Genomic DNA, 25,626 nt, shown 5'->3' with positions numbered 1-25,626 from the left:
TGCTGATTCCGCCCATTGTCGTATTTTAACAGTTAACGATTCCGCGGGCTAATCACCCATGTTTAGTTGGGCGATCTTGCGGATTGCGGCGTAGATATCATCAGATTTAAACCGCTCGCCCGAACTTTCAACTTTCCCTTCATATTCCGAGCGCGCCACGACAATTTGGTCACCGTAAAGCTTAGGGGCTGCACTAGCTCGGGATAAGACCATCACCTCGCCTAATAGCGTCTCGTCATCCCAAACAGAATATAGTGTATCTTTCTGGTCTTCATACCAAACTATTCCGTCCACATCTCTCATCCTTCGACCAACCGGTTTACGGGGCTCCTGATCATCACTGCTTTCTTCAGTGATCTTGATTCCCGCAATCTTGATCTGCGATTCCTCCTGTTGATCATGATCGACGGTCAGCTCAATTTCTATATCAGCTTCTCGCTCAATGCTCTGTTTTTGCTGTGGAGGCATGACCGGCTTTTCGGAGAGTGTGGCCATCCGGCGTTCACGAACGCCGTCCAGCCACCGAAGCAGCCGCTGTGTTTCTCGGTCTGGATCGGCATACCAGTCAACAGACCAAACGCGATAAATACGCCACCCTAGGTTTTCTAGCTGTGTCTGGCGGATACGGTCTCGGTCACGAACCGTGTGACCTGTGTGATACGGTGCTCCATCGCATTCAACGCCAGCCAAAAAACCTAACGGAAAATCGCTATGCCGAACACCCAAATCAATGCGAAAACCGTTCACGCCGACTTGTGGGAGCACATCATACCCATGTGCCCGTAATTTTTCGGCAACAAAGTCCTCGAAAGGGCTTTCTGCGTCGCCACCAACAGCATCGTCGACCGCGCCGCCCCCATGAATATAAGTGAGATAAGCATGAAAAGCCCGGATTCCGCGGCTGGAATTGGCTGCCACTTTCACGTCATTTGGCAGGAGAGACGTAAAAATCCGGATTGACAACTTGGCACGGGTAACGAGCACATTCAGTCGCCTCCACCCAACTTCGCGGTTCATCAGTCCAAAATTCTGTTTGACAATCCCTTCCTGGTTTCGACCATATACGGTCGAAACTAAAATGATGTCCCGCTCGTCCCCCTGAACGTTTTCGAGGTTCTTGATGAAAAACTCATCAATGGAATCGGAATATCTATCCAGATATTTTCGCACTTCAGGTTGTTCGAGTTGCAGCCGGTCGAAATCGTTCTGGATCAACTCTGTTTGCTTAGCATTCATCGCCGCGATCCCGATCGATCGTTCGGGATAAGCTATCATAAGCCGGAAGGCTTCTTCAATTACGGCCTGTGCTTCTCGCTGGTTTATGGAACTCTCATAATAAGTGTCGGGATGAATGCTCGGAACATAAAAACAACGGACGCCCAGCAAATCGTCATCGGTGCCTATAGGACTGGGGAATACAACTAGGTCACCATCGTAGAATTCACGGTTGGAAAATTGAATGAGGCTTTCATGCTGGAATCGGTAAGCCCATTTGAGTCGTCTCTTGCGCCGGAACCGAGAGCTTGCAAGGTCAAGGATGGATTCCGTATCAATGGCGATACCGGTGCTATCATCATCCTGCTCGCCATCATCCCGACTTTGAAAATGGTCGCTGGGTGGCAATTGGTTTGCGTCGCCAACCACAACGAACTGCTTACCCCGTAAAACCGAACTAATTGCATATTCCGGACGCATTTGCGAAGCTTCGTCCATAACAATCAAATCAAATTGTAGGCTACCGGGACGGATATACTGCGCCGCACTGGCTGGAGACATCATCCAGACTGGTTTCAAAGTCTGTAGGGCGTTCCCCGCCCGCTGCGCTACGTCGCGAAGCGGGGTGCGCGGACGGCGTAAACCAAGTTCATGACTGAGTAGCGCCTTTTCGGTATAATCACCGACTAGCCCATGACCGATACCCCAAGGCGCAACATCCTCCAGCCGATTTGCCAAAATTGCTTTGGCTTCCAAAGCATGCAATTCAAGATCAATCTCAACGAACCTTTTGCGCGCGGCGGCCAAGTTCAGACCACCCGCTCTCTGCAGATCGGCCCCATCACCCGTGAGATATTGCCGGAGCAATCCATTGACGAGAGCAAGTTCATAGATATCGGCCAGATGGTTGGGCTCGACTGCGCCGGATAGCGCACTTTCTGCCAGCAGGGTTAAACCCGCGCCGTCTAAGTCTGCGCGATACTTGAACAAATCAGCTGCCAGTTTTGCCCCGGCTTTATCTGCTGCCATCGCAGCCAAGTCATCTGCTAACGTGTGCCAGGATTCAGATGCCCGTCCGTCACTGCTCTCACACAATGCATCCACTTCCAGTCCTGCGCTCTCTAAAAGCAGCTTCTCAGCCTCCTGCCACTTGTCGGCTGATCCAATCAACGTTTCGCGCAGACCTAATATATCAACCATCATCGAGACCGGCCGCTCGCTCCGGCTAAGCACTTCAACTAATCCCATCGTGTCTGGGTTCGCGCGCAACTGATCCGCCGACTGAAGCGCGCGGGACAGAGCTTCGAGCGGCTCATCGATGGCGCCGACCCAACCAAACGCGGCATGTTGACGGATGGAATCGAATTCATCTACGCTACCCAACAGAGCAGAAATGCGCTCGTCCAAGGGTTCTCCGTCACGAACTAGCTGACACTCCGGTCGGATTGTAAGTGATTGAATAGAAGCGGTTAACTGATGGAGGTGGTCACGGCCCGATGCTAATTCCCCCGGAATATCGTTGACGCGCGTTTTTAGCGGCACATATTGCAAAGCGTTTTCCAAAGCAGGCAGCAGTTCGCTCGCCGCACGGCCAATCATGGCCTGACCGTCTACGCCTAAGGCCAAGTATTCGCCGATAGCAGAGCTCGCTCCGATTGTTGCGAAGGACTGCCGTGCTGCATCAAGCGCTATTCTTGCTTCCCGCAGATTTAAAAAGTCCGACCCGGCGCCTTTCCATAACACATCAGGAAAATATGTTTTTACGGCGCTATCAGCCAGAAAACTATCAGCTTGGCGTTGATGGCGTGCGGTGCGTCTGAGTGCATGTGCCGCTACCTCGCGGTCGGCACTGTCGCGCAGGATACGGGCGGCACGTCGACGTGCTGCACGAAACTCTCCGCTAAAAATGCGTGCGAAAAACCCGGTCTCTTCCAAGATGTCCGCGATCCTGAGAAGCTCTTCGGAAGGCTCTGCATTGGTTGGATCGCGCAGGTCGGCTTCGACCGCATCACGCTCACTGCAGATACTTTCTGCCTTGTCGGCTTCTTCTCCCAGCACCAGACCAGCTACTGGGTCAAGCAAGCGCTGGGAATAGAACGCGCGTTTTTTTTCATCGACTTCCGTCAGCCGCTTAACAGTTTCAGTAGCAACCAGGAGCGCGTCCCCTGGCAGGTCGCTTGGCAAACAAAGCTGGGTAACGACAGATGCGGCATGAACAGCCACTCTATCCCAACTTTCGCAAGCCAGTTTCGATCGAACTGCTCTCTCCTCGGCATTGCGGGCAGTCTCAGGCATCGGAGCCACAACTGCTAACGCATTGGTTAGGGCGCTGACTGTATTGGGATTAGCAGTATTGACATCGTTCATATCCTCGCTGGCCCGGGAATATAACTGGCGCCACCGACTTTGTTTTTGGAGTAAAGATCGCACAGTTTCCGGTTCACGCAAAGCAGCCTTCATCGTATCTTCCGGAAGGTCGCCGAACGGTTCTATCATGCCTAGCTGGTCTAGAAGAGGCTGAATATCTTGCCACGGCCCAGGGAGATCAAGCGCCGCGACCGCGCTGAGTTCGTCAAGCTGCGCACCAAATGCGGCTGCAGCATCGGCCGCTCGGGAAGCGGCACTAATCTGGGAGCTTTGATCGAAGATCGTTAAAATTTGCGCCTTTAACCAAAGTGACCGAACATCGCGGCCGTCATCCAAAGCTGCAATAGCCTTGGCATATGTTGTCAGCTGACCGCGAGTATCAATAAGCCCTGTTTGGTCGATCAAAGCAGCATCATTGATACCAACGAGGTGACTAAAATTAGCCTCAGCATATTCACTAATATTTGCCCGCAAAGCTAGCTCTCGCCAGACCAGATCATATGCTTTTCGACCCAGTGCCCCCAAAGACGTATCAAGCAGTGCCAGATAGTTGCGGAGTAGATCGCGTTGGCTAGTCAATTCTCGCCGCCGCAGTTCTAATTTATCAGGTTGTTGTTCTGAGCGCGCGTCCAGCCTGACACGCAGCGAGCGATAGAACTCGTCCCGTTTTGCACTTTCGCCATGCAGTTCTAGCACCAGTTCGCCCAACCCACTCGCCTTCAGTCGATCAGCCACCACGCGCAGTGCTGCTTGTTTCTCTGCGACGAACAAAACATTTTTGCCTTGGCTGATCGCAGTGGCGATAATATTGGTTATGGTCTCCGATTTACCGGTTCCAGGCGGTCCCTCTATCGCCAAGTTGGCACCCTCGGCTGTTTCTATCAGCGCGCTGTGCTGCGATGCGTCTGCGGGCCTAATCAGCGCTGGCGCACGATCAGACCATTCTGGAGAATCTATATCGTAAGGTTCGCGAGGTGATGGATCACCGCCCATTGGCGCAGCGCCTAGCAATCCAGGAAGCAGCCCGTGACCCGCAAATGCATTTTCCGGCCACGCATCAGGATCCAAGTCCTTCCACAAAACCATTCGTGGGAAAGGTAGAACGCAAAGCGTAGCGAAATGCCTTAATTTCAACCGATGGCCTTGTTCCAGAACTGATTCGAGCCGAATGAAATAGGATTCTGGAGTCTCGTCCGGTCGCAATTCCGGCATCGCCAGTTGCCAGTGTTGTCGCATTTTTTCGGCTAAGGCGACGTTGATTTGCAGCCCTTCATCGTGCGTAGACAAGGTATATTCATACCGGCTACGCACTACCTTGCGCTCGATTTCCACGGCAAGCAGTAAGGCAGGTGCGAAGTTTGGCGTATCGCCAGCGTTATCATCGAACCATTGGACAAATCCTATAGCCAAAAACAGTGTATGTAGGCCAGTTTCACGTTGATGCGAGCGGTATCGCTCCCAAATCGTCTTGAGCCGTTTATCACGTTCTTTGGGGGTCAACAAAACGCGAATGCGGTCATTCTTATGATGGTCCGAAATCGGATCGTCGCTGGATTTCAGATCATAAGATGGATCAAAACCATGTGCGCGAGCAATGGCAGCGACATCGATTGCTTTGCCATAATCGAGCCTGGGCAACCCCAGTTCCTCACGCACTACACTGCGCAAGGTTCGTTCTGCAGTTTCCCAGCGCTGGGCATCCGCCTCGTCATCGCCCAATGTTTCAGTTTCTGCGAGAAAAGCTTCATTGGTCAGCTGTGCACGTTCATAGGCAACCTTGAATTCAGCCGTGTCTTCATCGGGTGGGATTGTTTCTTCATCTGGTAAGGCCTCGAAACGCATTCCCTTCTGCAGAATGGTTTCGAACAGCAGGTCGGGCCTCTCATCCACAATTCTAACCATACTTGCTGAGCGACTGCCGTGCTTAAATGAAATGAGCGGATTGCGACGTGACAAATCAATCAGCTTCGCGCGCAATTCGGCCACTCCGCCTTCAGTAAACCGTCGCGTTGTTTCGTCGATGTTGAGCAATTTTTCTGCCATTGCATCACTTTCCTTCGGCGGTGCTACATTCATTTTACCGCGCTCCTCATGCACGTTCTCCTTAACCGCATGAGAATTACATTCGAGTAAATAGGTTTGAACAAGCTTTTCTAGTCGTCTTGTTTTTTTTGTTCTTCGATGAGCAAGCTCCGACAGGATCAGCTTCAGCTCCGCGGCATTGCTTTTGTTTCTCTGCGCAGCCTCTTCCAGCTGATCGGCCGAATGGAGCATTAAGGCCCGCGTCATGATGCAACCTTAGCCAAAATATCATCAATAAACTCACTCCCTGGCATCACCCCGCTAACTAGCAATTTATCGCGTGCGCGGGTGCACGCAACATAAAGTAAATGTCGTTCGGTCTCGTAGGCAGTTTCCATCTCCGCAATATCGCCGATCATTGCCAGCCGCGCGGGGTCCGGCAAGATGTCCTCGTCGCAGGCTATGACTGCAACGGCACGAAACTCCAGCCCCTTGGCATCGTGCATCGTTACAATGGCAATACCGCTTTCGGATCTAGGGTCGAATCCTGCCGCTTTCGCAGCATTTCTCGCCCTCCCCAATTGGCCGTCACTTCTGACCAAAATGCCAATCTGTGCTTGCGCAATACCTGCCTCAATGCAGCTTTCGATCCATGCAGCCACATTTGCACATTCATCATCTTCATCTTTAGCTAGAACTACCTTTGGTTCGACGCCATCGAACACTGATACGGTGCCGCGCCGGCCTTCCTCTATGCCGTCCATGTCCGTGATCGATGGTGGCAGTAGCCGATCGGCCATGGCTCTGATCTGGTGTGAAGTCCGGTAATTGACCTTCAAAGAATGGCTCCGACCGCGGATGTCGAGCCCGAGTTTCGCCCAACTGAATGGCAATCGAAAAATGCGCTGTCCAATGTCACCAGCAAGAAAAAGGGCGTCTTTTCTATCCTGACCGGCCTGGGCAAGAAAACGCACTTGTGCGACGGTCAGGTCTTGTGCCTCATCCACCACGATATGCGTGTATGGCAGCTTTCCGAGACCTTCTTCCTCCAACCAATCTGTAAGCGCGCCATAGATCATTGCCCAAGTAACAAGATTGCGCTCCTTCAATCGCCGTCTGACAAAGTGGAATACACTCCACGCCGCCTCTCGCTGCTGGGCACCAAGCCGCGTTCGGCGGCCCGTCCGGGGAATGGCTGCGTATTGGTCCGGATCTGAAACGCCCCAGGCATCGACCAGCTCATCCCACTCCTCGAACAGAAATTCTTTCGACAAACCTTGACCGAGGCCCGCCTTTTCCGCTTCGCTTAAGAATGAACGAATTTGCGAAGGCGTGGCTCGATTAGGTTGTGATTGTAACTGGGTATAAATTTCAATGGCTGCTTGATCGAGCGGACGCACTGTGATGCGATCCAGCAGCTCGGGTTCCGCTTCGGTGAGAATATCCCGCTTGCTCTCCAACGATTCGGCAAGCTTCTTGGAGAATGTCGTAAGGAGCACATTGGCAGCATTATCGTGGCGCACAAGATGCACGGCGCGATGCAGAGCGACGATCGTTTTTCCGGTGCCCGCAGAACCCGTTACCCGCGTTGGGCCACTGACTGTCTTTTCGACTAATTCCCTCTGTGCAGGGTGGAGGAACACCGCCCATTTTTCGAAGGGAGCATCCAGCGCAGCCTGTAATTCTTCGATATTGTCGAGAATCCGAAAACGTCGCTGGGCATCGGGATGAACGAAGGGATTCTCACCCGGCTTTGCAGCCACAGCGATATGATCTTCCAATTTTCCGCCAGTCGCGAAATCATAAAGGGCTTCAGCCGCTTCGGCCGGCAACCTCTCGAACAAGTTATCCAGATCACCTTCTGCCATTTCGCGCACTGGCTGCAGCCAATCGCGGGGGACTCCGACATCCAGCATTTGATCGTCCGTCAGAACCCAGAAAGGTTGGACAACGGGTTCGTCTGTTTTTTCGAGGGGATATTCTTGCGATGCATTCGCTGAGCCGACTTCTTCCACCCTTTCAACCAACTCTACGATTTGCATGGCGCCAGTGCGTTCGTGAGGAACAATTTTACGCCGTTCTGCCCAGCGATAGGCATCGTCGTGATGCCCTACATAGGCGAGCAATACATTTTCGCCGTCACGCCGCATGATGATCCTCAAGTCACCTGAAACGCGAGCTGACCACAATTTTTCATCTTCTGCGCGATTGATCCTTTCAAGGCTCAATCCAGCTCCCTTCGGATCCATCATTAGATCGACCGTAGTTATCTTAACCTGCTTCTGCTCGTTATGGTTAAGCTTTCCGAGCGCATCAGCGAAGGTGGATGCATATAACAGTGTCATACCGTCACAACGCCGGACGCAGCCACTGCCTCACGAGCCAACAAACCTAAGCGTCCTCTTTCGTGCTGGCTTTCGGAAAGCCAATTAGGGAGAAGCGCACCTTGCGATTTGAAATGTTCGGTGTGAACGAACATGCGGTTGCCGTCGCTATAGGCCACTTCGTTATGTTGTTCCCAATTTCCGCCCAACGCATTGCGAAATGCCTCTTTGCACGAGCGGATGTAATTGCCTTTCGAACCCATGCCGAGAAGGATAACAAGCTTCGTTTCCATTGGTAGATTGCCGAGATGCTGCTCAATGCAGTTACCTACCACGCGATGGCCGAACTCCTTTTTGACGAAGCGATCGAGCATACCCGCTCCCGTGCCAGTCCATTCTCCAGTGCTTGTATCATAGCGCTCAACGGAGCAGCGAACCAAGGATCCGAAATGGAAACGGCTGTTTACATCCTCAATACTGCTGTCAACGAGGTCTCGATCTGGCCGCTCAATGAGTCTAATATGATGGAGAATTTTGGCCAGCGGAGTTCTTCCGCGTTCGAACGCGACTTCATCGACTGATTTGGTGGCCAGCGCCCCTCGTTGATTCGGTCCCTTTGAAAATCCCAGAACCGCAATTTCTGCCTTCTGATTTCCCCAAGCCAACGGATTATTGACTATCCTCCAGTCGCCCGATGTTTCCGCTGTTTTGTCAAAATCACACGATTTTTCGCCGAAACAACGCGTGCAATCCAACCGTCCATGTTTGGGTAGCACTGTTAAACCTCCAATACTTTCATCACTTCATCGCCCAAATGATTCACTACCTTCACGGCCACCCGACCGTCCTTAGGTCGCGCGAACACGCGTGACCGGGTCCGATTGAGCGAGTCCCATGCTTCCTGGTCCACTTCTGCCTTCAGCGTGGTTTTCAACGCCTTGTAGGGATCGTTAGCGCCCGGGAAATAGGCGTGACGGACGAAGAAGCTTTCGTAATTATAATCAGTGTCGATGAACCACACGGCGATGTCGTCGGCATCACCGCTTTCGATTTGGCCGCCCTTATACATGTCGACGCCGATCACTTCGATGGACAGGTTCCCGTCGCCCTCGTCATGAACGACGATGTCCGGTTCGCCGAATACCGTGAACAGGTTGCCTGCGCCGGTGTTTGCCAAGTCAGGCATGTGCAAATCGGGGTTGATACGGGCCTGCAATACCGTCAGCGCGCCCATCTTGGTCAGTTCGCCCGCATGGGCATCGAAGTTGAAAGCCGCCGCAATCAGCAGGTCGAAGCCGGCCTCCATTGCTTCGCGCGCAGCGGCGGTCAGGTCGGTGCGGCTGACGGTGCCGTATTCCGGGCCAACGAAGATGGCTGCGCGGCGCGTAGGACCAGCCTCCGTTTCTTCTTCATCTTCTGCGGCATCGAGCGACCTTTGGCGCACAACGCCTTCGGCTACAACCCATTGACCGGGCCAGACCTTCAGGCTGTCAAATACCAGCCGGTCCTCACGATTGGATTGTTGCACGCCGCTGCGTTCCAGGTTTTGCAGCACCATTTGCGCGAAGTCGGCGCTTTCACCGGTTCCGTCCTTTTGCCGCCTGCCCTCTGCTGCCTCCATTTCATCAAACAGGCTGTCATCTACATCGATGGCGGGGACACGGTGGGGCGAGAGGCTTTCAACGGTAAACGGCCCTGCTACGCGCACGCGTGAATTATCGGTATAGGGCTGGTCATAGAGATATTCGGTGTCCGCCTTGGCGGCGATACTGGCGTCGATTTCCTGCTGGCGTTCGATGCGCAGCATCCACCATTCGGCGTGAAGCTTCTCGCACTCCTGATCGTTCCAGAGATCGACAGGATGTTTGGGCAGCGTATCGAGTTTGTAGTCGCGGCCCAGTTCATCGTTCAGCTTGGCGAGCCCTTTGCTGCGCACCGCATCGGAGGCACCTTCGTTGCGGGCCTTTTCCAGTGCCTTGGCGGCATCTTCTGACCATGGCGAGCCGGGTTCGCGCGGCATGGTCCATTCCTCGAAAGGCGGCAGGTCGGCGTCGGAACCGTCGCGCCCGCGCAGGCGGTTGATTTCCTCGCGCAGCGGTTCGAGCTTTTCCTGATACTCCTCCCAGATCGTGTCGATCTCGGCGTTGTTGGCGATGCTTTTCAGCGTGATGTGCGGCACGCGCTTGTAGACGAAGCCCTGGCGGACGCGACCCTGCGTCGGCGTGTCGCGCGGTGGGGTGCGGGTGATCTCGCCTTCCTTCATCTGCCCCTCGCGGCTGTCGGCGAGCAGATACCAGGGATAGCGCGCGCCCATGATCCGCGCCCGGGCGAGCGCGAGCGCGACGCGGCTGGTGTCGATCGTGATCCAGCGCCGCCCCCACTGCTCGGCGACATAAGCGGTAGTGCCCGAACCGCAGGTGGGATCGAGCACCAGATCGCCGGGATCGGTGGTCATCAGGATGCAGCGTTGGACGACCGTCGTGCCGGTCTGCACGACATACACCTTGGGATCCGCTCGACTTGTGACACCGCCGCTTACGTCCGACCAGACGTTGTCCATGGAGATAGCCGAGAAGTCGTCGTAATACTTTCGGTAAGAGAGCGTCTTACCAGTTTGAAGCAGACGGTCGGCATGATCCGCACGCACCATACCGGTTTTTGATGTTCGCCAACCGCCCGAGTTCGGTTTGTAGTCCTTGTCTCGATAGGTGTAGCTAAAGAGCGTCGTGTTTGCGGCAGAGCGGGATGTCATACCCTGATCGCGGAAATATCGAGCGTCCTGCGGGATTTCATCGAACTCGCTTACCGATGCTTCGGCAAGATTTGGAAGGCGCAATGTCTTGTAGCGCGACGCCCCTTCTTCACCCGGCACTGTCTCACGCAGCAAAGGATGGAATTTCGCCATTTCCTTGTTTCGGAAATACCAGACGAGAAAATTTGCCGTATTATCCAGTCCGCTCGATCCCAAACCGACCGACGTCTTGTAGGTAATCAAACTGGCAAAGTTCTCGTCCCCGAATACCTCATCCATCAGAGCTCGCACGCGGTGGACGTTTTCGTCGCCAATCTGGACGAAAACGCTGCCGCTTTCGGTCAGCAGGTCGCGCGCCACTGTCAGGCGGTCGCGCAGGTAGGTGAGGTAAGAGTGGATGCCGTCCGCCCAAGTGTCGCGGAAGGCCTTCACTTGCTCAGGCTCACGCGTCAGGTGATCAGCCTTCTTGTCCTCTACCTTCGTGCTGGTGGTCGACCACTGGAAGTTAGAGTTGAACTTGATGCCATAGGGCGGGTCGATATAGATCGACTGCACTTTGCCTTTAAGCCCCTCACGCTCCGCCAGCGACGCCATTACCTTCAGACCGTCGCCCAGGATCATGCGGTTCGACCAATGTTGGTCATGTTCGTAAAACTCGGTTCGCTGGTCGGGTTCGATGCCGTTGAAATCGGAGAACAGGTCTGGCGCTTCCTCCGGTTCTTCACGCTCACTGGCGCGCTTCAGATCGTCGATCAACGCCTTGGGGTGAATCTTCTCCTGAATATAGAGCGGCGGTGCCCCGACGATCAGGTCGGACCAATCCGCCATATCCTTGCCCCGCCACACCAATTGAGGATCAAGATCAGGATTGCGCCGCTCATAAGCGACCTTAATCGGCCGCTTGGTATCAGCATCCACAAACGCTTCCAGTTCCGCAGTCGGCGCGTTCTTGCGGGTGTCCTCATCATGGGTGAGTGTTTCAACGCGGAGCGGTTTTTTGGCCATTATTGTTCGATCCTGTGTTGCTTGAGTTCGATGCCCAACCGTCCTGCCAGAGCTGTCAAGCGATCGCTGACCGGATTCTCGGTCAATAATACGGCGTTGACCTCTCGTTGTTTTGCCTGCCGATACTGCATCGCTTCATAGACCGCGGCATATTTTACGCACTGAAAAATACCGCGTTCGATATCTCTTTCGCCGGATCGTCGCGACTTAACTTCAACTAGAGTGATTTGCTCATCAGTGAGTTGAACTGCATCAACACTATCACCGGATGGGAGCGAGAACTCCGATATTCCGATGGCTTTATCACCCTCTGCATATTCGAAGAAATGCGCATTCGCGACAGCCCATTCCTTTAACGCCTTGTGTTCTGGACTCTCAGCATATTTGCTTCGTCCGTAAGGATTTCCTCCATCATCCACCTGAACGCCATCATCATCTCGATTCAAGGGCCTGGTGGTATCTCCGAGAAAGCGTTTAGAGTCAGTTGGCTGAAAATTACGTTGATCAAAGCTATCGGCATTGAATGACCCTATGGCTGATTCGAGCTGCTGTCTGACGTAACTCCAATCGGTTTTGGTTTCTTTGCCCCGCAGCCAACCCAAACGCGTGCTACCGAGTTTGTGTTTGTGATCAATAATTGGTCTTTCCTCGGGAGGAATCTGATATGCATTTTCAGCAAGGATGGAATAGACTGAGGCTGATCCAGCGAGCTCACCACTTCGCGGAATTGCATCGCCGAGAAATTTGGCGTTTTCATACCAACCTACCAACTTCATCTTTTTCTCTGCCGGATCGACAGCGACATGCGCAATAGTCCATCCATCCATGATAGCTGCTTGCGGCGCGGGCGTTACGCAATACACTTTGAAGCCCTCAGGTGTTGGGGACATATTAAATCGCTCGGCGCCCATCCCGTCCGCAAAATAAGAAAAATTGCCTAGCGGTTCATCACCTGTGTAGCTGTCGCACCAGCCAGTTTTGATGACAAGAAACCTTGCAAAATCAGGCATGGGATTTTTCCTCTATAACATCCAGCCAAGATTCAATCTTGTTGGCGAACTCAGTTTGCATCGTCCATTTTTCGGTAAATTCGGCGAAGGCCCAGCGTCCCATCGTCCCGAGATTGTTCACGCCCGGCACCCAATAGGTAGCCATGGTATCAGCCTTGTCCTTGGCATCTTCGTTCCGGAAACCCTTGATTTCCACAACTAAATTCAACGGGTTATCAATACCGTGGCCATCATCGACCTGAAGGATAAAGTCGGGGCGGTATCGCCGGGCTTCACCGCCTGCGTGATACGGGACTTCAAAGCCTAGATTGTGGTTCTTCACCCATGCGAGGACGCGCTTATGCTGATCGGCTATACGGCAGAATTCCAGTTCCCAATCGCTGTCGGCAATCGCGTAATTGATATGGCATTTAACGCCGGTCTCATAACGGTCCTGGCTGGTGTTGAAACCGACATGGGCAGTGGAGCCTTCGCGATTATAGGGATCGAGCAGAGCGACCACACGATTCTCCCCCTTCGTTCCCCGGGTGATGGCGCGCTTGATCCGCTCCGCGACCCGGTCAGCAATGTCATAATATAGCAACTGCGCCGGCTGCGTGCTGCCCTTGCACACCAGATGTTCAGCCATCCAGCGGCGAACGATCTTGCGCATTTCCAAGATAAGAGCAGGATTAGGCACCTCGCCATCCTGGGTAAACTGTCGGCGCACTATGCGGTCGGCAAGGCGCAGCTGAATTGTGGCGGGGCGCATATCGGCGAGATAGTCCAGCGTCATGTCCGCTGTTTCACCGATGATACCAGAACTGATCGTCTCGGTCGCACCGACCAGGTCGGGGTTCAGCTCCAGAGTGGAATCTTCAGTGAATTCTGCCTGCAGCGTGTCCCGCGGCAATTCGGTGCGATAGCCTTCGACGCGTGGGAATCGGATTTCTACATCGTCACGTTCCGGACTGATCGCTTCCACCCTGACCATTGGCGGAGGCGGTTTTATATCTGCCTGAACAGCCTGCGCCGTGAAATCGAACGGGATGCCGAAGATGTCGGCATATTCAACGCCGAACCGGTCCTCGGCGTTGAGCTCGTAAGAGACGCGGCGTAGTGCGCGACCGATAACCTGTTCGCATAATAGCTGCGTGCCGAATGCTCGCACCCCGAGCACATGGGTAACAGTGTTCGCATCCCAACCTTCTGTGAGCATGGACACCGAAACTACACAGCGAATTGCCTCACCCAGTTGACCGGGCCTACCGACAGTGTTCATCACTTCCCGCAATATGTCGGCATCGTCGATCTTTTCAGCCGAAGCACGGTCACCGGTGCGCTGGATCATCTCATCCTTGAACCGGTCGATCTCACCGGCGGCGGCGGCTTTGAATTCAGCGCTGACCGCCTCGCCACTTTCCAGTTGCTTGCTGTCAATCAACAGGGTTCGCATTTTGGGTAGAGCCACGCCATCAGGATCAAAATTTCGGAAAAGCGGGCATTTTCCGGCGATCAGCTGGCTGCCACCGTCTTTCGTCGACACCTCGTAACCGGCGATATAGTCGTGCACCAGCTTTGACGTAGCGGTGTTATTGCATACAACGATGAAGACCGGCTCAACGCCGAGCTTGGATTTTTTCCAGGCATCGAAAGTTTTAACATAGTGGCCGTAGAGAGCGTCGATCGCGGAAAGCAGTTCGTTCGGTAATTTCTGCGGATCGTCAAAGCCGGATTTTCCGCGGCCCTTCTTCGGTAACTTCTTGCCGATATGTTCCCACAGATTTCGGAACATCGGCATTTCGCCTTGCTCCACATTGTCGATTATGGGGACCCGCGGCAACTTCACGATGCCGCACTCGATCGCGTCCATCAGGCTGAAATCGCTCATAACCCAGCCGAACAGCGACCCTTCGCGGTAGCCGGAGCCTTTCAGGAAAAACGGAGTAGCGGATAGATCGTAGACCATGTTGAGGCCCAGTGTTCGCTTGACCGCCTCTAGGCCTGAAATCCAAAGGCGTGCCGCTTCGTTATTTTCCTTCGCCTCCGCCTTGTCATCGCCTTTCAGCGCTTTTTCTTCCTCAGGCGTTAACGGACGTTCGCGATAACAGTGGTGGGCTTCATCGTTTAGGACGATGACATTCTTCATACCTAGAAGCGGTCCAGCAACGCGGCGCAGCATTGCGCCATCGCTTTCCTGCTTCGGTGTGGTGTTCAAAGCTGCCTGCTGGACCTTGTTGAGTGACACCTCGTCCTTCTTCTTGAAGGCATGAAAATTGGTAATTACGATCTTGGCCTGCCCCAGATCACGCAGCATATCCTCCGGCACAATTTCGCGGCTCTTGTAATAGCTGTTCGGGTCATTTGGTTGCAGCACCTGCAACCTGTCTCGGATGGTTATGCCCGGCGCGACGACCAAAAAGCCCTTTGAGTATTTTTTGGATCCGGGATGCCGGACTGCATTCAGCGTATGCCAGGCTATAAGCATCGCCATCACTGTCGTTTTTCCAGCCCCAGTCGCTAGCTTGAGCGCAAGCCGGATCAGATCAGGATTGGACGCTTCATTGGCAGCAAAAAGATGATCCCAAAACCGCTGACCGGTCGCCAGTTTTACTTTGCCGCCCTTGCGGCTCGGACGGCCAACAACCTCTGTAAGCCAAATAACTGTTTCGACGGCTTCTACTTGGCAGAAAAATGGCCGCTGATTGGCGAATTTGTGCGTGCGCCAGTGGCGAAGAAGCCGAGCCGTGGTGGGCGTAACCTGCCACTGGCTTTCAGGCAAAGCGCGCCAGCTTTCCACTGCAGACCGGATTCCGTTGATAGTTTCAGTAGGATCATAGATCTCGCCCTTAGCATCGGCATAGAGATCCTGTTGCGAAGCGGCGTTCCCGCGCGTCGTTTTCGCCTTGGGTATCGGCGTAGTCAGATCGCTCTTACGCCGTCCTGACTCGATTTGACCTGTAGGCTGACCAGCGTCACTCAGTTGCCAGTGCTGACCTGGTTCTTCATACGGCGAATTGAGGATGGGGGATTCGAAAAATGCCTGGCTGTTCATTTAATCATCAGCTTTCTTAGGAACCGAGACATTAGCTAAAAAAAGCGACATTCTAATTTCGCGATGCATATCAATATCCTCCCTTTGTTGGCTGCTGGCTAACCAACATTATTTATTCATGAAAATAGTAAGTCCAGAAACCACTTAATTTGCAAATGGTTGTAACTCGAATACTGATGAATGCAACTAATGTCTAAGACGGGTTTGTAGGGATGTTTCAGTCAACGCAACGTAGACCGTTCCGAATGCATATTTGCAATGGCGTCCATCCACCCAGGCGAGCGTGTTTACGAAACGGAGGTGATCAGCAGTCTAGATAACACCGCTATGAGGATGAGGAAGGCAGATTCTATCCCCTGTCCTGTGTCCCTCCAAATATCATGTTACAAGCTTTGCCGCGATATAGCTTTCACTATTACTTCCGATATAAGGCCTAAATGCAAAAATGCTCGCGGCTTGCTGTTCCGGAGTTTCAAAGAAATTAAAATGCACGTTACCGCTAGCATCCCACTGCCCAAACCCTTGGTCGAGATATATACTGACATTATTGCCATTGCTAAAAGCTAGCTGCAAATGCCGCGGATGAGATGCACGCTCGTTCGCTATCGTCAATTCAAAATCAAGTTCATTCGCCAGACATTCAGCGACTGCATCCTGCGCTTCGTCACTTTTCCAATCGTGGAAGATTTTAAATGGTTCGCGGTCGTTGCTGGCCCGATCACAACTCAGTGTCAGCGGGATAACTGCATTTCCTGCAGACAAAGCCTCGCGCAGCGCGCCAAATGTCTTAAACGCGCATAACATTGGCAGAGGTGCCTTCAGGTAACGATCAGAATATTTGATGCTGATCAACTCCGCAGTTTTCCACATCCCGATATCTTCTAGCAAACCGCGTAGATGCTGCTCGACAAAATAATTGCCAAAGTTCATGGCCGCGCAGCCTTGTCCTGCAGCGATGACTTCCAAAGCGCTTGACGAATTACTAGAAAAATCAAAATAATCTGGAGAAATTAAGGTCGCAGCTGGAAATTCTATCGCGGCGGTCTTCACGACGGGACGGGCATCTCCCAGACCCCATTGCGCGGATGGAATCGCTGCATTCCCGTCTCGGCAATACCACGCTGTAACCCGCTCCGAATTTTGGGATATAGCAATCGGCAATGCGCCATTTGCAGCATCGTCCAACGAACCAACAAACAAATCCAGTTCATAGCGATGCGCCAATTTCTGCAAACCCCGGCGGAAGGCTTCGTCCGTATCGTTTATCGTATTAGGTGAGAGCAACAATGCACGCCCTGTTCCGTATCGCTCCGCCTGATGAAATAGCGTGCTAAATGGCTCGCGGGACAGTGCGGAAAGATCGAAAGAAGTCGATATTGGTAAGATGAACCGTTCGGTTGTTGCCATCTGCATCACCAAATCGTCGGCCACCCTGCGCGACAGCTTCGCATCGGGAAAAGCGCGGTCCGCAGCGTCCGGTTCGGCGACAATCTCTAGAATAGCATCTAAACAATCCAACGCGTCACACCTGTCCAATATTTCCTGTTTTGCAAACAGGTCCGGAGCAAGGACACAGGCTGAACAGGCCTTCTCGCAATCGCATTGCAATATCCCGCGAGCTTCAATCAACATCAAACCGATATCGTCAAAAAGTCGAGGAGCATAGCCCGCTCCGCCCGAAGCCTGATCATATAACAATACCGACCAAACGGGTTCGGCAAGGTCACCGTCACTTTTCCGCACGCCCAAACCAAGTGCGCGTGTTTCAATACCTAGCTGTCTCGAGAGAGCTTCGCGTAAAGCAGAGCCTAGCGCCAATGCAGTCCCTTGCTTAAGGAACCCGGAAAGCTGCAGTTCGGCCACATCTGTTTGCACCTCGAAACCAAGCGCGATACCACGCTTGATTGCAAAACTGCGATCGTTGCCGCTGCAACGTCCCGCATGTCCCTTCATGGGCGTGAGCGCGTCATGGTCCGCCAGAGCTGGTATACCGTTATCGGTATGCGGCGCGGCGCGGCCGCAGTCGAGGCAGAGGTCGTATCGGCTTTTCCCTGGCCCGCGTGAATAATGAAAAACCGTCCCAACTGACGAAGCGCGATATCTCCCGGCACGCGGATCGAGCAGATTTTGCCAGTCGCTTTCGCGCGCAGAGATTAAGGGGTCTTCCGGTTCGATATATTCAGCGCGGTCGGTGTCGGCATTAGGCGTTGCGAGCCAATCAACGCGAAATCCCGCTGGCTCCAAATATTCCATATCGTTGGTCAAACTTTCGCCGCATACGCTGCACAGCTTCTGTATTTCGAAACCAGTGCCATGCTCCCCGCACTTCCCGCACGCCCACAGCCTTTTAAAACTTTGTGTTTCGCGTGCGTCAGCATCATCCACAGGACGCTTCCAAGTCAGAGCTACCCCTGCAGAGGTCCATACAAGACCATCGACAACGACGTGCGCACCCGGAGCATACTCGCGGATGGCAATGTCTGCATTTCGCGAAGGATAATCATACCGCTTGCTACGGGGGCTCTCGTCCTGGCCTGAATTCCTGCTATTTTTATCCTTATTGAAGCGGCAGGTGGTGACAAATGGCACGACCGCTGTTGGAAAACCGCTACCCGGTATCAAGGCTCGATTGGCCAGTTCTTTTAGGAGATATTCCCGGCAGACGCGCGATGCCTGATGCATAATGGCAGCCTGCGCTTCGGCCTTGACCTCTTTCATTTGTTCACGGAACCGATCCCATATCGCAATGAATTTTCCGGCTTCCGTTTCAAACGCGTGAGCACAACTGGATAGAATTTGTCTGTCACCTTGCAAAATAGTGCCGCGCACCAACTTGTCGAGCTTCGGTTCCATCGCCATTTTAGTTTGTGTTAGTGCCAGCCAGTCGATAAATTCACTGCACGGCGAGCGCTCATCCTGATCAAGCGGCTGAAGATCCGACCCGCATCCGAAGAACCTTCCTGCCTCAATGCGGATAAGCTGGCCGCCGCTTTCGGCTAGCCAGACTGCCAGAAGCATAGCGTTGGCATGACGCTGCACAATGGGCCTAGAATCCATCGTGACTTTCGGAGCGCGCAACTGCCGCGCAAGATAAGCTCCGGGATCGCGCAGAGTTTCTCGGTCCAGCGGTGTATCGCGCGCAATTGTAAGCGAGAATGCATAGCCTTGACGCCGGCGGCCCGCACGTCCCACGCGCTGACGGTAGTTGGCGATTGAAGGCGGAACGTTGGTATTCACCACCGCCTCGATGGAGCCAATATCAACGCCCATTTCCATGGTGGTCGAACAGGCAAGCATATTGATTTCGCCGCGTTTGAACTGCGCTTCAAAATCACGTAATCGCCAGGCGGGCTGCTGCGCGCTATGTTCTTCAGCGCGCACGAAAGGAGCATTGACCAGCATACGGTCGTGGATGGCATTCCAAAGCCCATCGTGCCGCAAAGATTTGATGATGTCGTTCGTCTTTCCAAAAGACAACATTTCGGCTTTTTCGTCGGCAGTTCGAGGGAATGTCAATGGCAACCGCGGCATGTGAATATGGCGAGGCTGAGAATCTCCTTCGCGAACGGGATGCGCAATCATGTTGGGTGAACGACCAAATACAAGGCGCGGCACGATGCGCCGCGAAATCGGACAGCGCCAGCCTTCATACATTTGCTCGATATCAGACAGCGCTAAATCAAGTGCATAGGTGTCGCCGGCACTCAGCAGGGGACGAAGTGCGGTCCAGGCAGTTGTCAACGTGTCATTGATTTCATTCCTGTCACCCGGGTCCAGCGGGTCCAGCGCGAGGCCCAGAGCGAGTGCCTTAACGGCATTCTGTTCATTGCCGTGACCCTTGGCGGCCGGCCAGCGATAGTCCCGTTTGCCGATCCTTTCTTCTTCTGAACGAATGATTGGAACTGTGTAGGCCCCGCCCGGAAGCCAATGCTCTTCCTCGCGGTTCATACGTATCGCAAAGGCTCCTCGCAATTGATCAACCAAGAAATAAAGATAGTCTTTCCAGTCGGCGAGTGATCTGCCGGCTCGGCGAAAAGATTCTGGCAGACTGGTTTCCGATAATTTCTCGATGACGGGAAAGGACAAGCGGGCAAGGCCCATCGTCTCGATGGTATTGGCGCGAACAGGACGGCGTCCCAGCTCGCGCAGCAACAGAAAATGGGCGAGACGGCCCGGGTTATCTATAAACTGCAACTCGCGGTCCTGATCCCAAACCTGCTGTATGGTATGTTCGAGAATAGGGCTGCGCGCCAGGCGTTCTGCCATTGTTTTCCAGCTGAGCCGGCCTGGAGGTAGGATAGCGGCTTCTGCCAGCTGCTTTTCCAAAAACTCAACGGCCGGACCGAACGTAATTCCAGCGGCTTTCATCTGTGTAAGCTGTGCCTCCAGTTCAGATTGATCCGCAGCATCTTGCGGCATTTCTCCTGCCTGCTGCACAGCATGATATACAAAGGCGCGGACGAAATTGCGTTCCGACTGGGTTTCGATACGTGCAGCCATACGCGCCGTGCCCTGCCGGCTATCGGTAAAGCTGATGACTTGCCGGCCATCATTTGGCAACGGATTGTCATGGGGTTTCGGCATAGCGCTCACGCCATCGACAATCAGTGGGACGGAATTTTGCGCCAGAAACGGCATGCCAAAGCGCCACGAACGATAGGGCGGCCAGCCGATACCGCCTTTATTGCCGCATACTTTGCAGGGGTCACTCGCTGCCTGTGCGATCCAAATACCGTCATCTGCGCTGCGGTCACTAAGTATCCCGGTGGAATGGTCAAACCCGTGCTGCCGGGCACCCTCTACAGCGCGCCCAGCGATCATGATGTCATAGCCGCGTCCGGTTTCCTGACGCGGTGCATCCTCGCCCTCGACACCTGACAAATCGTCGCCCTCGCTGCCGTCAGAAAATTCATCCCCCTGCCCCTGCCGTTTCACGGGACTCAATATTCCGCCCTGCTCATGGGCTAAAAGCATCGCCTCCCCACAGTTTGAACAGCCTTGAATTTCCAATACCAGCGATGCACAATGCGGGCAGACTTCCTCTCGTTCAAACAATATTGCGCCAAAGGGCCAGCCTTCTGCGCGCTCGCCCGTGCATAAATTGTTTGTGCACGACCAAAGACCTGGCACCGCACGAACAAATTTATGAACGCGCATTGGCAATAATGGCAAATCCGTATTTTCGCCTGCAAAACCATGCAGCAGGGCGGCGCCATCGCCGCCCGCACTTTTATGTATATCGGCCAGCGGCAACGGCCCAGCACGAAGATTTTCGGCGAGCGATTTGGCTACAGTATATCGTTTTTCCGCTGGAATAGCGGGCAAAGCAGCCTCAAAACTATTGGCCTCTGCACTGTCTTTTTTCGGGAAGAGGAACGGTTCGCGTTCTCCGAAAATGACATCTACATTTTCCGGGTCGATACCGGCGATATCAGCCCAAAATTTTTGCAGAGCCGCCCGTCCGGCATCATCCTCCGTTCCGATCGTCGCCGATGTAGCAACGAAACGAACATCACATGCCTCCACCTCAAACGCCTGCAATACGCGGCGTAGCAATAGCGATAATTCCGCCGCCGATGATCCGATGTAGCTATGCGCCTCATCGACTATAATCCAGCGAAGTTTGCCGGCTGAGGCCTTCAAGACCGGGAGGTCCTGCTTCCTTATTGTCATATATTCCAGCATAGTATTGTTTGTCACCAGAATGGGTGGTGGGTTTTCATACAGATCTTTGCGGTAGCGCGTTTCCTGCGGCGCTTCAGCATAGGCCCGGCGTAAATCGTCGGCCTTTCCTTGCTGCATAAGTCCATTATAAAGACCATAACGGATCCGCCCGCCAAATGGCTTCGTCCAGCGGTCAAGCCGCTCCTTTTGGCTCGCGATTAGCGCGTTAAGCGGATATAACATTATGGCACGCACGCCGGTCAGCGTTCTGTTACCCTGTTCTGCGCTTTCACGCGCCAGGTCATCCAGCATCGGAACCATGAAGCATTCGGTCTTCCCCGACCCGGTTCCGCTCGCGACTAGTAACGAGCGCCTCTTCTCATGCGACAGCGTTTCCCAGCTTTTTAGCTGATGGGTATACATAGGATAATCAAATCGATGCTCGTCACCCGGCATGCCCAAAAGTGCGTCGCGTGTTTCGGCACACAACAGCTTATCCATCTGTGCCGGGGTAAATCCCGATGACCGATATTCCGCTGCTGCTTCGACAACCGGATCGGTCAGTAATGCGCCTTTGTCCATTACCTGCCCGCTAAGCCTCTCGCGTAGCCAGCTATTCAGGTCAGTGTTGCCAAAACCGCCTTGCGCGATAAGCGCTTCAGAAAGATGGCTGCGCAATTCTGCATCGACAGCGAATGGATCAATCATGCTATTCACGGCTATTCTCCCGATAGACTTGCAAGGGCGAAGCTATAGGCCTCGCCAAAAAACTGCGGATGGTTTTCACGCACATCTTTGAGCGTCATGATTTGGGCTCGTGTCAGCTCCAGCTTTCCGGCTGCCGAAAGCGCAGCAGCGAAGGGCGCGTCACATACGCGAGCGAGACCTGGACTCAAACGCCGATCGACGTGAAGGGCGTCAAGTTCAGGGCGAAATGGATTGTGCCTGTCCCGATCAATCCTGTCCCGTGAACGATCGAACAGCCGGTCACAAATATCATCAAAACTAACGTCCACGACATCATTGAGGAAAACGCCCGCCAGCCAGGGTAGTGCATCGACAATCGCTTCCTGTTGCTCGCGCAAGATATCTAGAATCATTTCGCCGCGTTCCACCGGCGACTGGCCCGGCATTTCGGGCAAGTTGTTCATGTAGTATATGCCCGCTGCGTCATGCGCTGCTTGCCAGCTACCCTTAGGAACCGTCGCCCAGTCGAACAACAAGCCGTCAGCCAGTGCGACGATACTCGCCATTTCTTTTTCGCCTGCGTGCATAAGCAGGTGCGGACCGAGTTCGGACTTTTCATTCATTAGCGCGAATATTAGAAAGGTCATCGGGGGTAAGCCGCCTAGCGAATGAGCAAGGTCTACAACGGAACGAATGTCCTCCTGTGCGGACTTGCTCGACGGGTCGTCCAAGATCGTCTGGATAAAACAGTTGAGCGCCTCATCCAACTCTTCGTAAGGTAATCCCATTACCCGCCCGAGACGGCTGTGCGCTTGAGGGTTCAGCGCGGGCGTTCCGATCACAATAGGGCGCGAAAGCACCCGGTCATCGGTTGACAGATAGATTAGCCACTGTTCCCTCAAACGCGGGATAGGCAGCGGCACCATATGGACTGTGTCAGCCAGTGTATATTCACCAAACTTATGTTCGCGTGCCGGGTCCGTCAACTTGCGGCCACGCACCATCAGATTATCTTCGCCGCACGACGATACAGGAAACCAGCCACGAAGATCCCGCTCCTCAATCTCCGTTTCGAACTCCTGAACATACCATTGGTTCGAAAGGCCGTCGAGAAAGTTTAGCTGCACTGTATGATCTATGCCTAACGGGCGGATCATTCGCGCAATATCATCCCGAATTACCGACAAGCTCATGTCGCTGCTGCCGGGCCAGATACGACCTACGCCAGCTTTGACACCAACACCTCTTCCCATAGCTGTATTACGGTGCGGCGACCGGTTTGCAGCAAGAACTTCGCCGATCAGTTCAAAACGATCGTTGCGCGCAACATACCGGTTCACCGTGGCTATGGAGATTACACTATCGCGGGGGAGCAGCTGCCCGTCCTGCTTGGCAATCCAACTAACGATGGGCAAAGGAATTTCTAGGTGGATATCTGTTGCAGCGTCACTTGATAGCACAAGATCCACGCGGTCCCGCTCCATATTGGCAAGGTTGATCCGCCATTTATTCATGTCGCAATCAATGGAATTGGATAAAACCGCATGCCCCGCCCAACCCAACAGATGTATGTTCAGAATGTCCCCGTTTTTCTGCATCTCGACTGCGAAATTTTCTGGCAATAGCATTGCACTGCTTTTCGCACGTAGATGGCCGGTTGATCCATCGCGCCAGCCATACTCAATAATTCCAAAGGGGGCTGGCTGCGCGCAAGACTTCCAGTCCCGTTTGCCAAGCTGCCTCCAGCCGATTTTCTCTCCTCCGATCGTCCGCATTCGGTTCGACTCTGTAAGCTGAACAGTGGGCCTACCAGCAATCAGTGGTAAACCGGTCCCCGTCTGAACGCCATTCACATGCCGTCCGTCAAGATGCAGGGCATCCCGATGCGCAGCATCTTGACCTGGACGGATCAGGTAACGGTCGCCCTGAGAATTTTCCGCAATAAATGGGCTTGTCACTTGCCAAAAGGTCCGGCCCGCAATCCGCCGCCATACAGTGTTGTTTTCTTCATCCTGCGCTGTATCTTCAACGCATAACCAGTCATCCGGCAGTTCGACTATAAGCTTCTCCGCTTTGAATGCGCCCGAACTCCAGCTGCGAAGCCATAGCCGCCCCTCGTTGCTCCTCGCATCCTGATCCAGTTCGTAAATACGCAAACCGTCATTCACCGGTTCCCCACCCCCCAATTCAAACGGCGCGCCTATACGCTGTCCATCGGCACGTAGTTCCACGTTGACCGGCTTTTCGAAGTCATAGTCATGCTGCGCCGTGCGATGAGTGAGCCTTGTCCGCCAGCCATCCGAAGGCCTGTCCGGCGCGTCTAACATCGCCAGCTCTCCGGTTACCGTTTGCGCTAGTTCACCAGCAGCAAACAAACGCAACCGTGCGATGCCGCCATCGGCATCGACAGCAGCCTGTTGCGCTTGACGCAGTTTCAAGCTTCCATTCAAATCCAGGACTAAACCCTGGCGAATCCCTTTATCATCTACATCCGCAAAGCGTCGCACCCGCACGGAGCCGCCAGCGCCTGGTATAGCCTTCGCCGTCAGCAATTTATCTATAAGCGCGGATGCTTGCCCCTCCATCCGGAGCGGAAGGGTGTCGCGCCAGTCTGGCCGGTTCTGTATCAGCCAACTGGATACCAAGGCCGCCGAGCCCGCACCGCCCTCGTCCGCCTCTTGCCTTAGGCTTACAACGACGCTCGCAAGTTCTGCGCAAACCGCCTGCATTTCTGCATTGCGCCAGCTAACTGGAACCCTATCGCTAAGATTTTCAGCAATGCGAATTGCAGTATCTTCGCGAATGACTGCGGCGCCCAATAACTGACCAACCAGACCCGATAGATAACTCTCGGCCCAACCGCCTTGTCCATCGGCCAGCGCTGCCACGGGAAAACCAGCCTGCCTAGCAATTGCCACAAGACGATAATTCATTCCGTTTACAACGACCGGGCGCAAACCCCAATATTGCAACCCTTTATCCGCAAGGTTACGCCAGCCGAGTTGTGTTAAATCCAGACCTAGCTGTTCGCCAAGTGCATCCCACTTAATTACGTCGCCGCGATAACATCGCCGAAACCATTCCGCAGCCCACAGAACGAACGCACCTGCGTGCGGCATTTTTCCGGATGCGACCTGTTTTGTTAAAGTTTCCTGCCAATACTCGAATTGTTCGAGCTGGAATTGGTATGCGTATAACGGGCGGCCGTCAGCAGGGGGGAGAGAGGTTCGCGCTTTGCGCATTCTAAAAGCTACTTGCCAGCGCGCCTTTCCGCACCAATCACCCTCGGCATTCTGCAATAACCCAAATAGCCGCTTCAGCTTCATAAGATCCGCACCGCAGTTATCTAACGCGGCTTGATACTCGTCACTGCTATTCATACCGCCCCACCCAATTTCAAAACGCGCCTTTACATATGATATAGGACGCCAAGTAGTTATTAAAAAATGAAATAACCCTCAGTATTCTCGCTAAATGATTGCGGAAACGAACGGCACTACATTTCTAACCGTAAGCAAAATTAACAAACCCTATTCGGTGTGTTCA

The 25,626-nt window shown here is 53.7% G+C and carries 8 protein-coding genes; all 8 read right to left on the bottom strand.

Annotated features, from left to right (window positions below):
• Positions 1-48: 48 nt before the first annotated feature.
• A complete protein-coding gene (locus V7650_RS08565; RefSeq protein WP_335655814.1) occupies positions 49-5,871 on the bottom strand; it encodes a DUF4011 domain-containing protein in 5,823 nt (1,940 codons plus the stop codon).
• Positions 5,868-7,949 carry a 3'-5' exonuclease gene (locus tag V7650_RS08560; RefSeq protein ID WP_335655813.1) on the bottom strand — a complete coding sequence of 694 codons (2,082 nt, stop codon included), beginning with the start codon at positions 7,947-7,949 and terminating at the stop codon, positions 5,868-5,870. The genes V7650_RS08565 and V7650_RS08560 overlap by 4 nt, the downstream gene beginning before the upstream one ends.
• Complete coding sequence (locus tag V7650_RS08555; protein WP_335655812.1) at positions 7,946-8,704, bottom strand: hypothetical protein; 759 nt, start codon at positions 8,702-8,704, stop codon at positions 7,946-7,948. Before V7650_RS08555 ends, V7650_RS08560 begins: the two co-directional genes overlap by 4 nt.
• A gap of 2 nt (positions 8,705-8,706) precedes the next feature.
• Positions 8,707-11,685 carry a site-specific DNA-methyltransferase gene (locus V7650_RS08550; RefSeq protein WP_335655811.1) on the bottom strand — a complete coding sequence of 993 codons (2,979 nt, stop codon included), beginning with the start codon at positions 11,683-11,685 and terminating at the stop codon, positions 8,707-8,709.
• On the bottom strand, positions 11,685-12,695 hold the full coding sequence (locus tag V7650_RS08545; protein ID WP_335655810.1) for a hypothetical protein: 1,011 nt from the start codon (positions 12,693-12,695) through the stop codon (positions 11,685-11,687). Before V7650_RS08545 ends, V7650_RS08550 begins: the two co-directional genes overlap by 1 nt.
• On the bottom strand, positions 12,688-15,729 hold the full coding sequence (locus tag V7650_RS08540) for a BPTD_3080 family restriction endonuclease (RefSeq protein ID WP_335655809.1): 3,042 nt from the start codon (positions 15,727-15,729) through the stop codon (positions 12,688-12,690). Before V7650_RS08540 ends, V7650_RS08545 begins: the two co-directional genes overlap by 8 nt.
• Positions 15,730-16,107: 378 nt before the next feature.
• Entirely contained in the window at positions 16,108-22,101 is a 5,994-nt protein-coding gene (locus V7650_RS08535; RefSeq protein ID WP_335655994.1) for a DEAD/DEAH box helicase, read from the bottom strand.
• A gap of 11 nt (positions 22,102-22,112) precedes the next feature.
• Positions 22,113-25,460 carry an STY4851/ECs_5259 family protein gene (locus V7650_RS08530; RefSeq protein ID WP_335655808.1) on the bottom strand — a complete coding sequence of 1,116 codons (3,348 nt, stop codon included), beginning with the start codon at positions 25,458-25,460 and terminating at the stop codon, positions 22,113-22,115.
• Positions 25,461-25,626: the final 166 nt, after the last annotated feature.

Origin of the sequence: Parasphingorhabdus sp. (assembly GCF_036964565.1) — a bacterium.
Lineage (GTDB): Bacteria > Pseudomonadota > Alphaproteobacteria > Sphingomonadales > Sphingomonadaceae > Parasphingorhabdus.
Note: the sequence above shows the minus strand (reverse complement) of the source record. Positions and strands in the feature narration are given on the sequence as shown.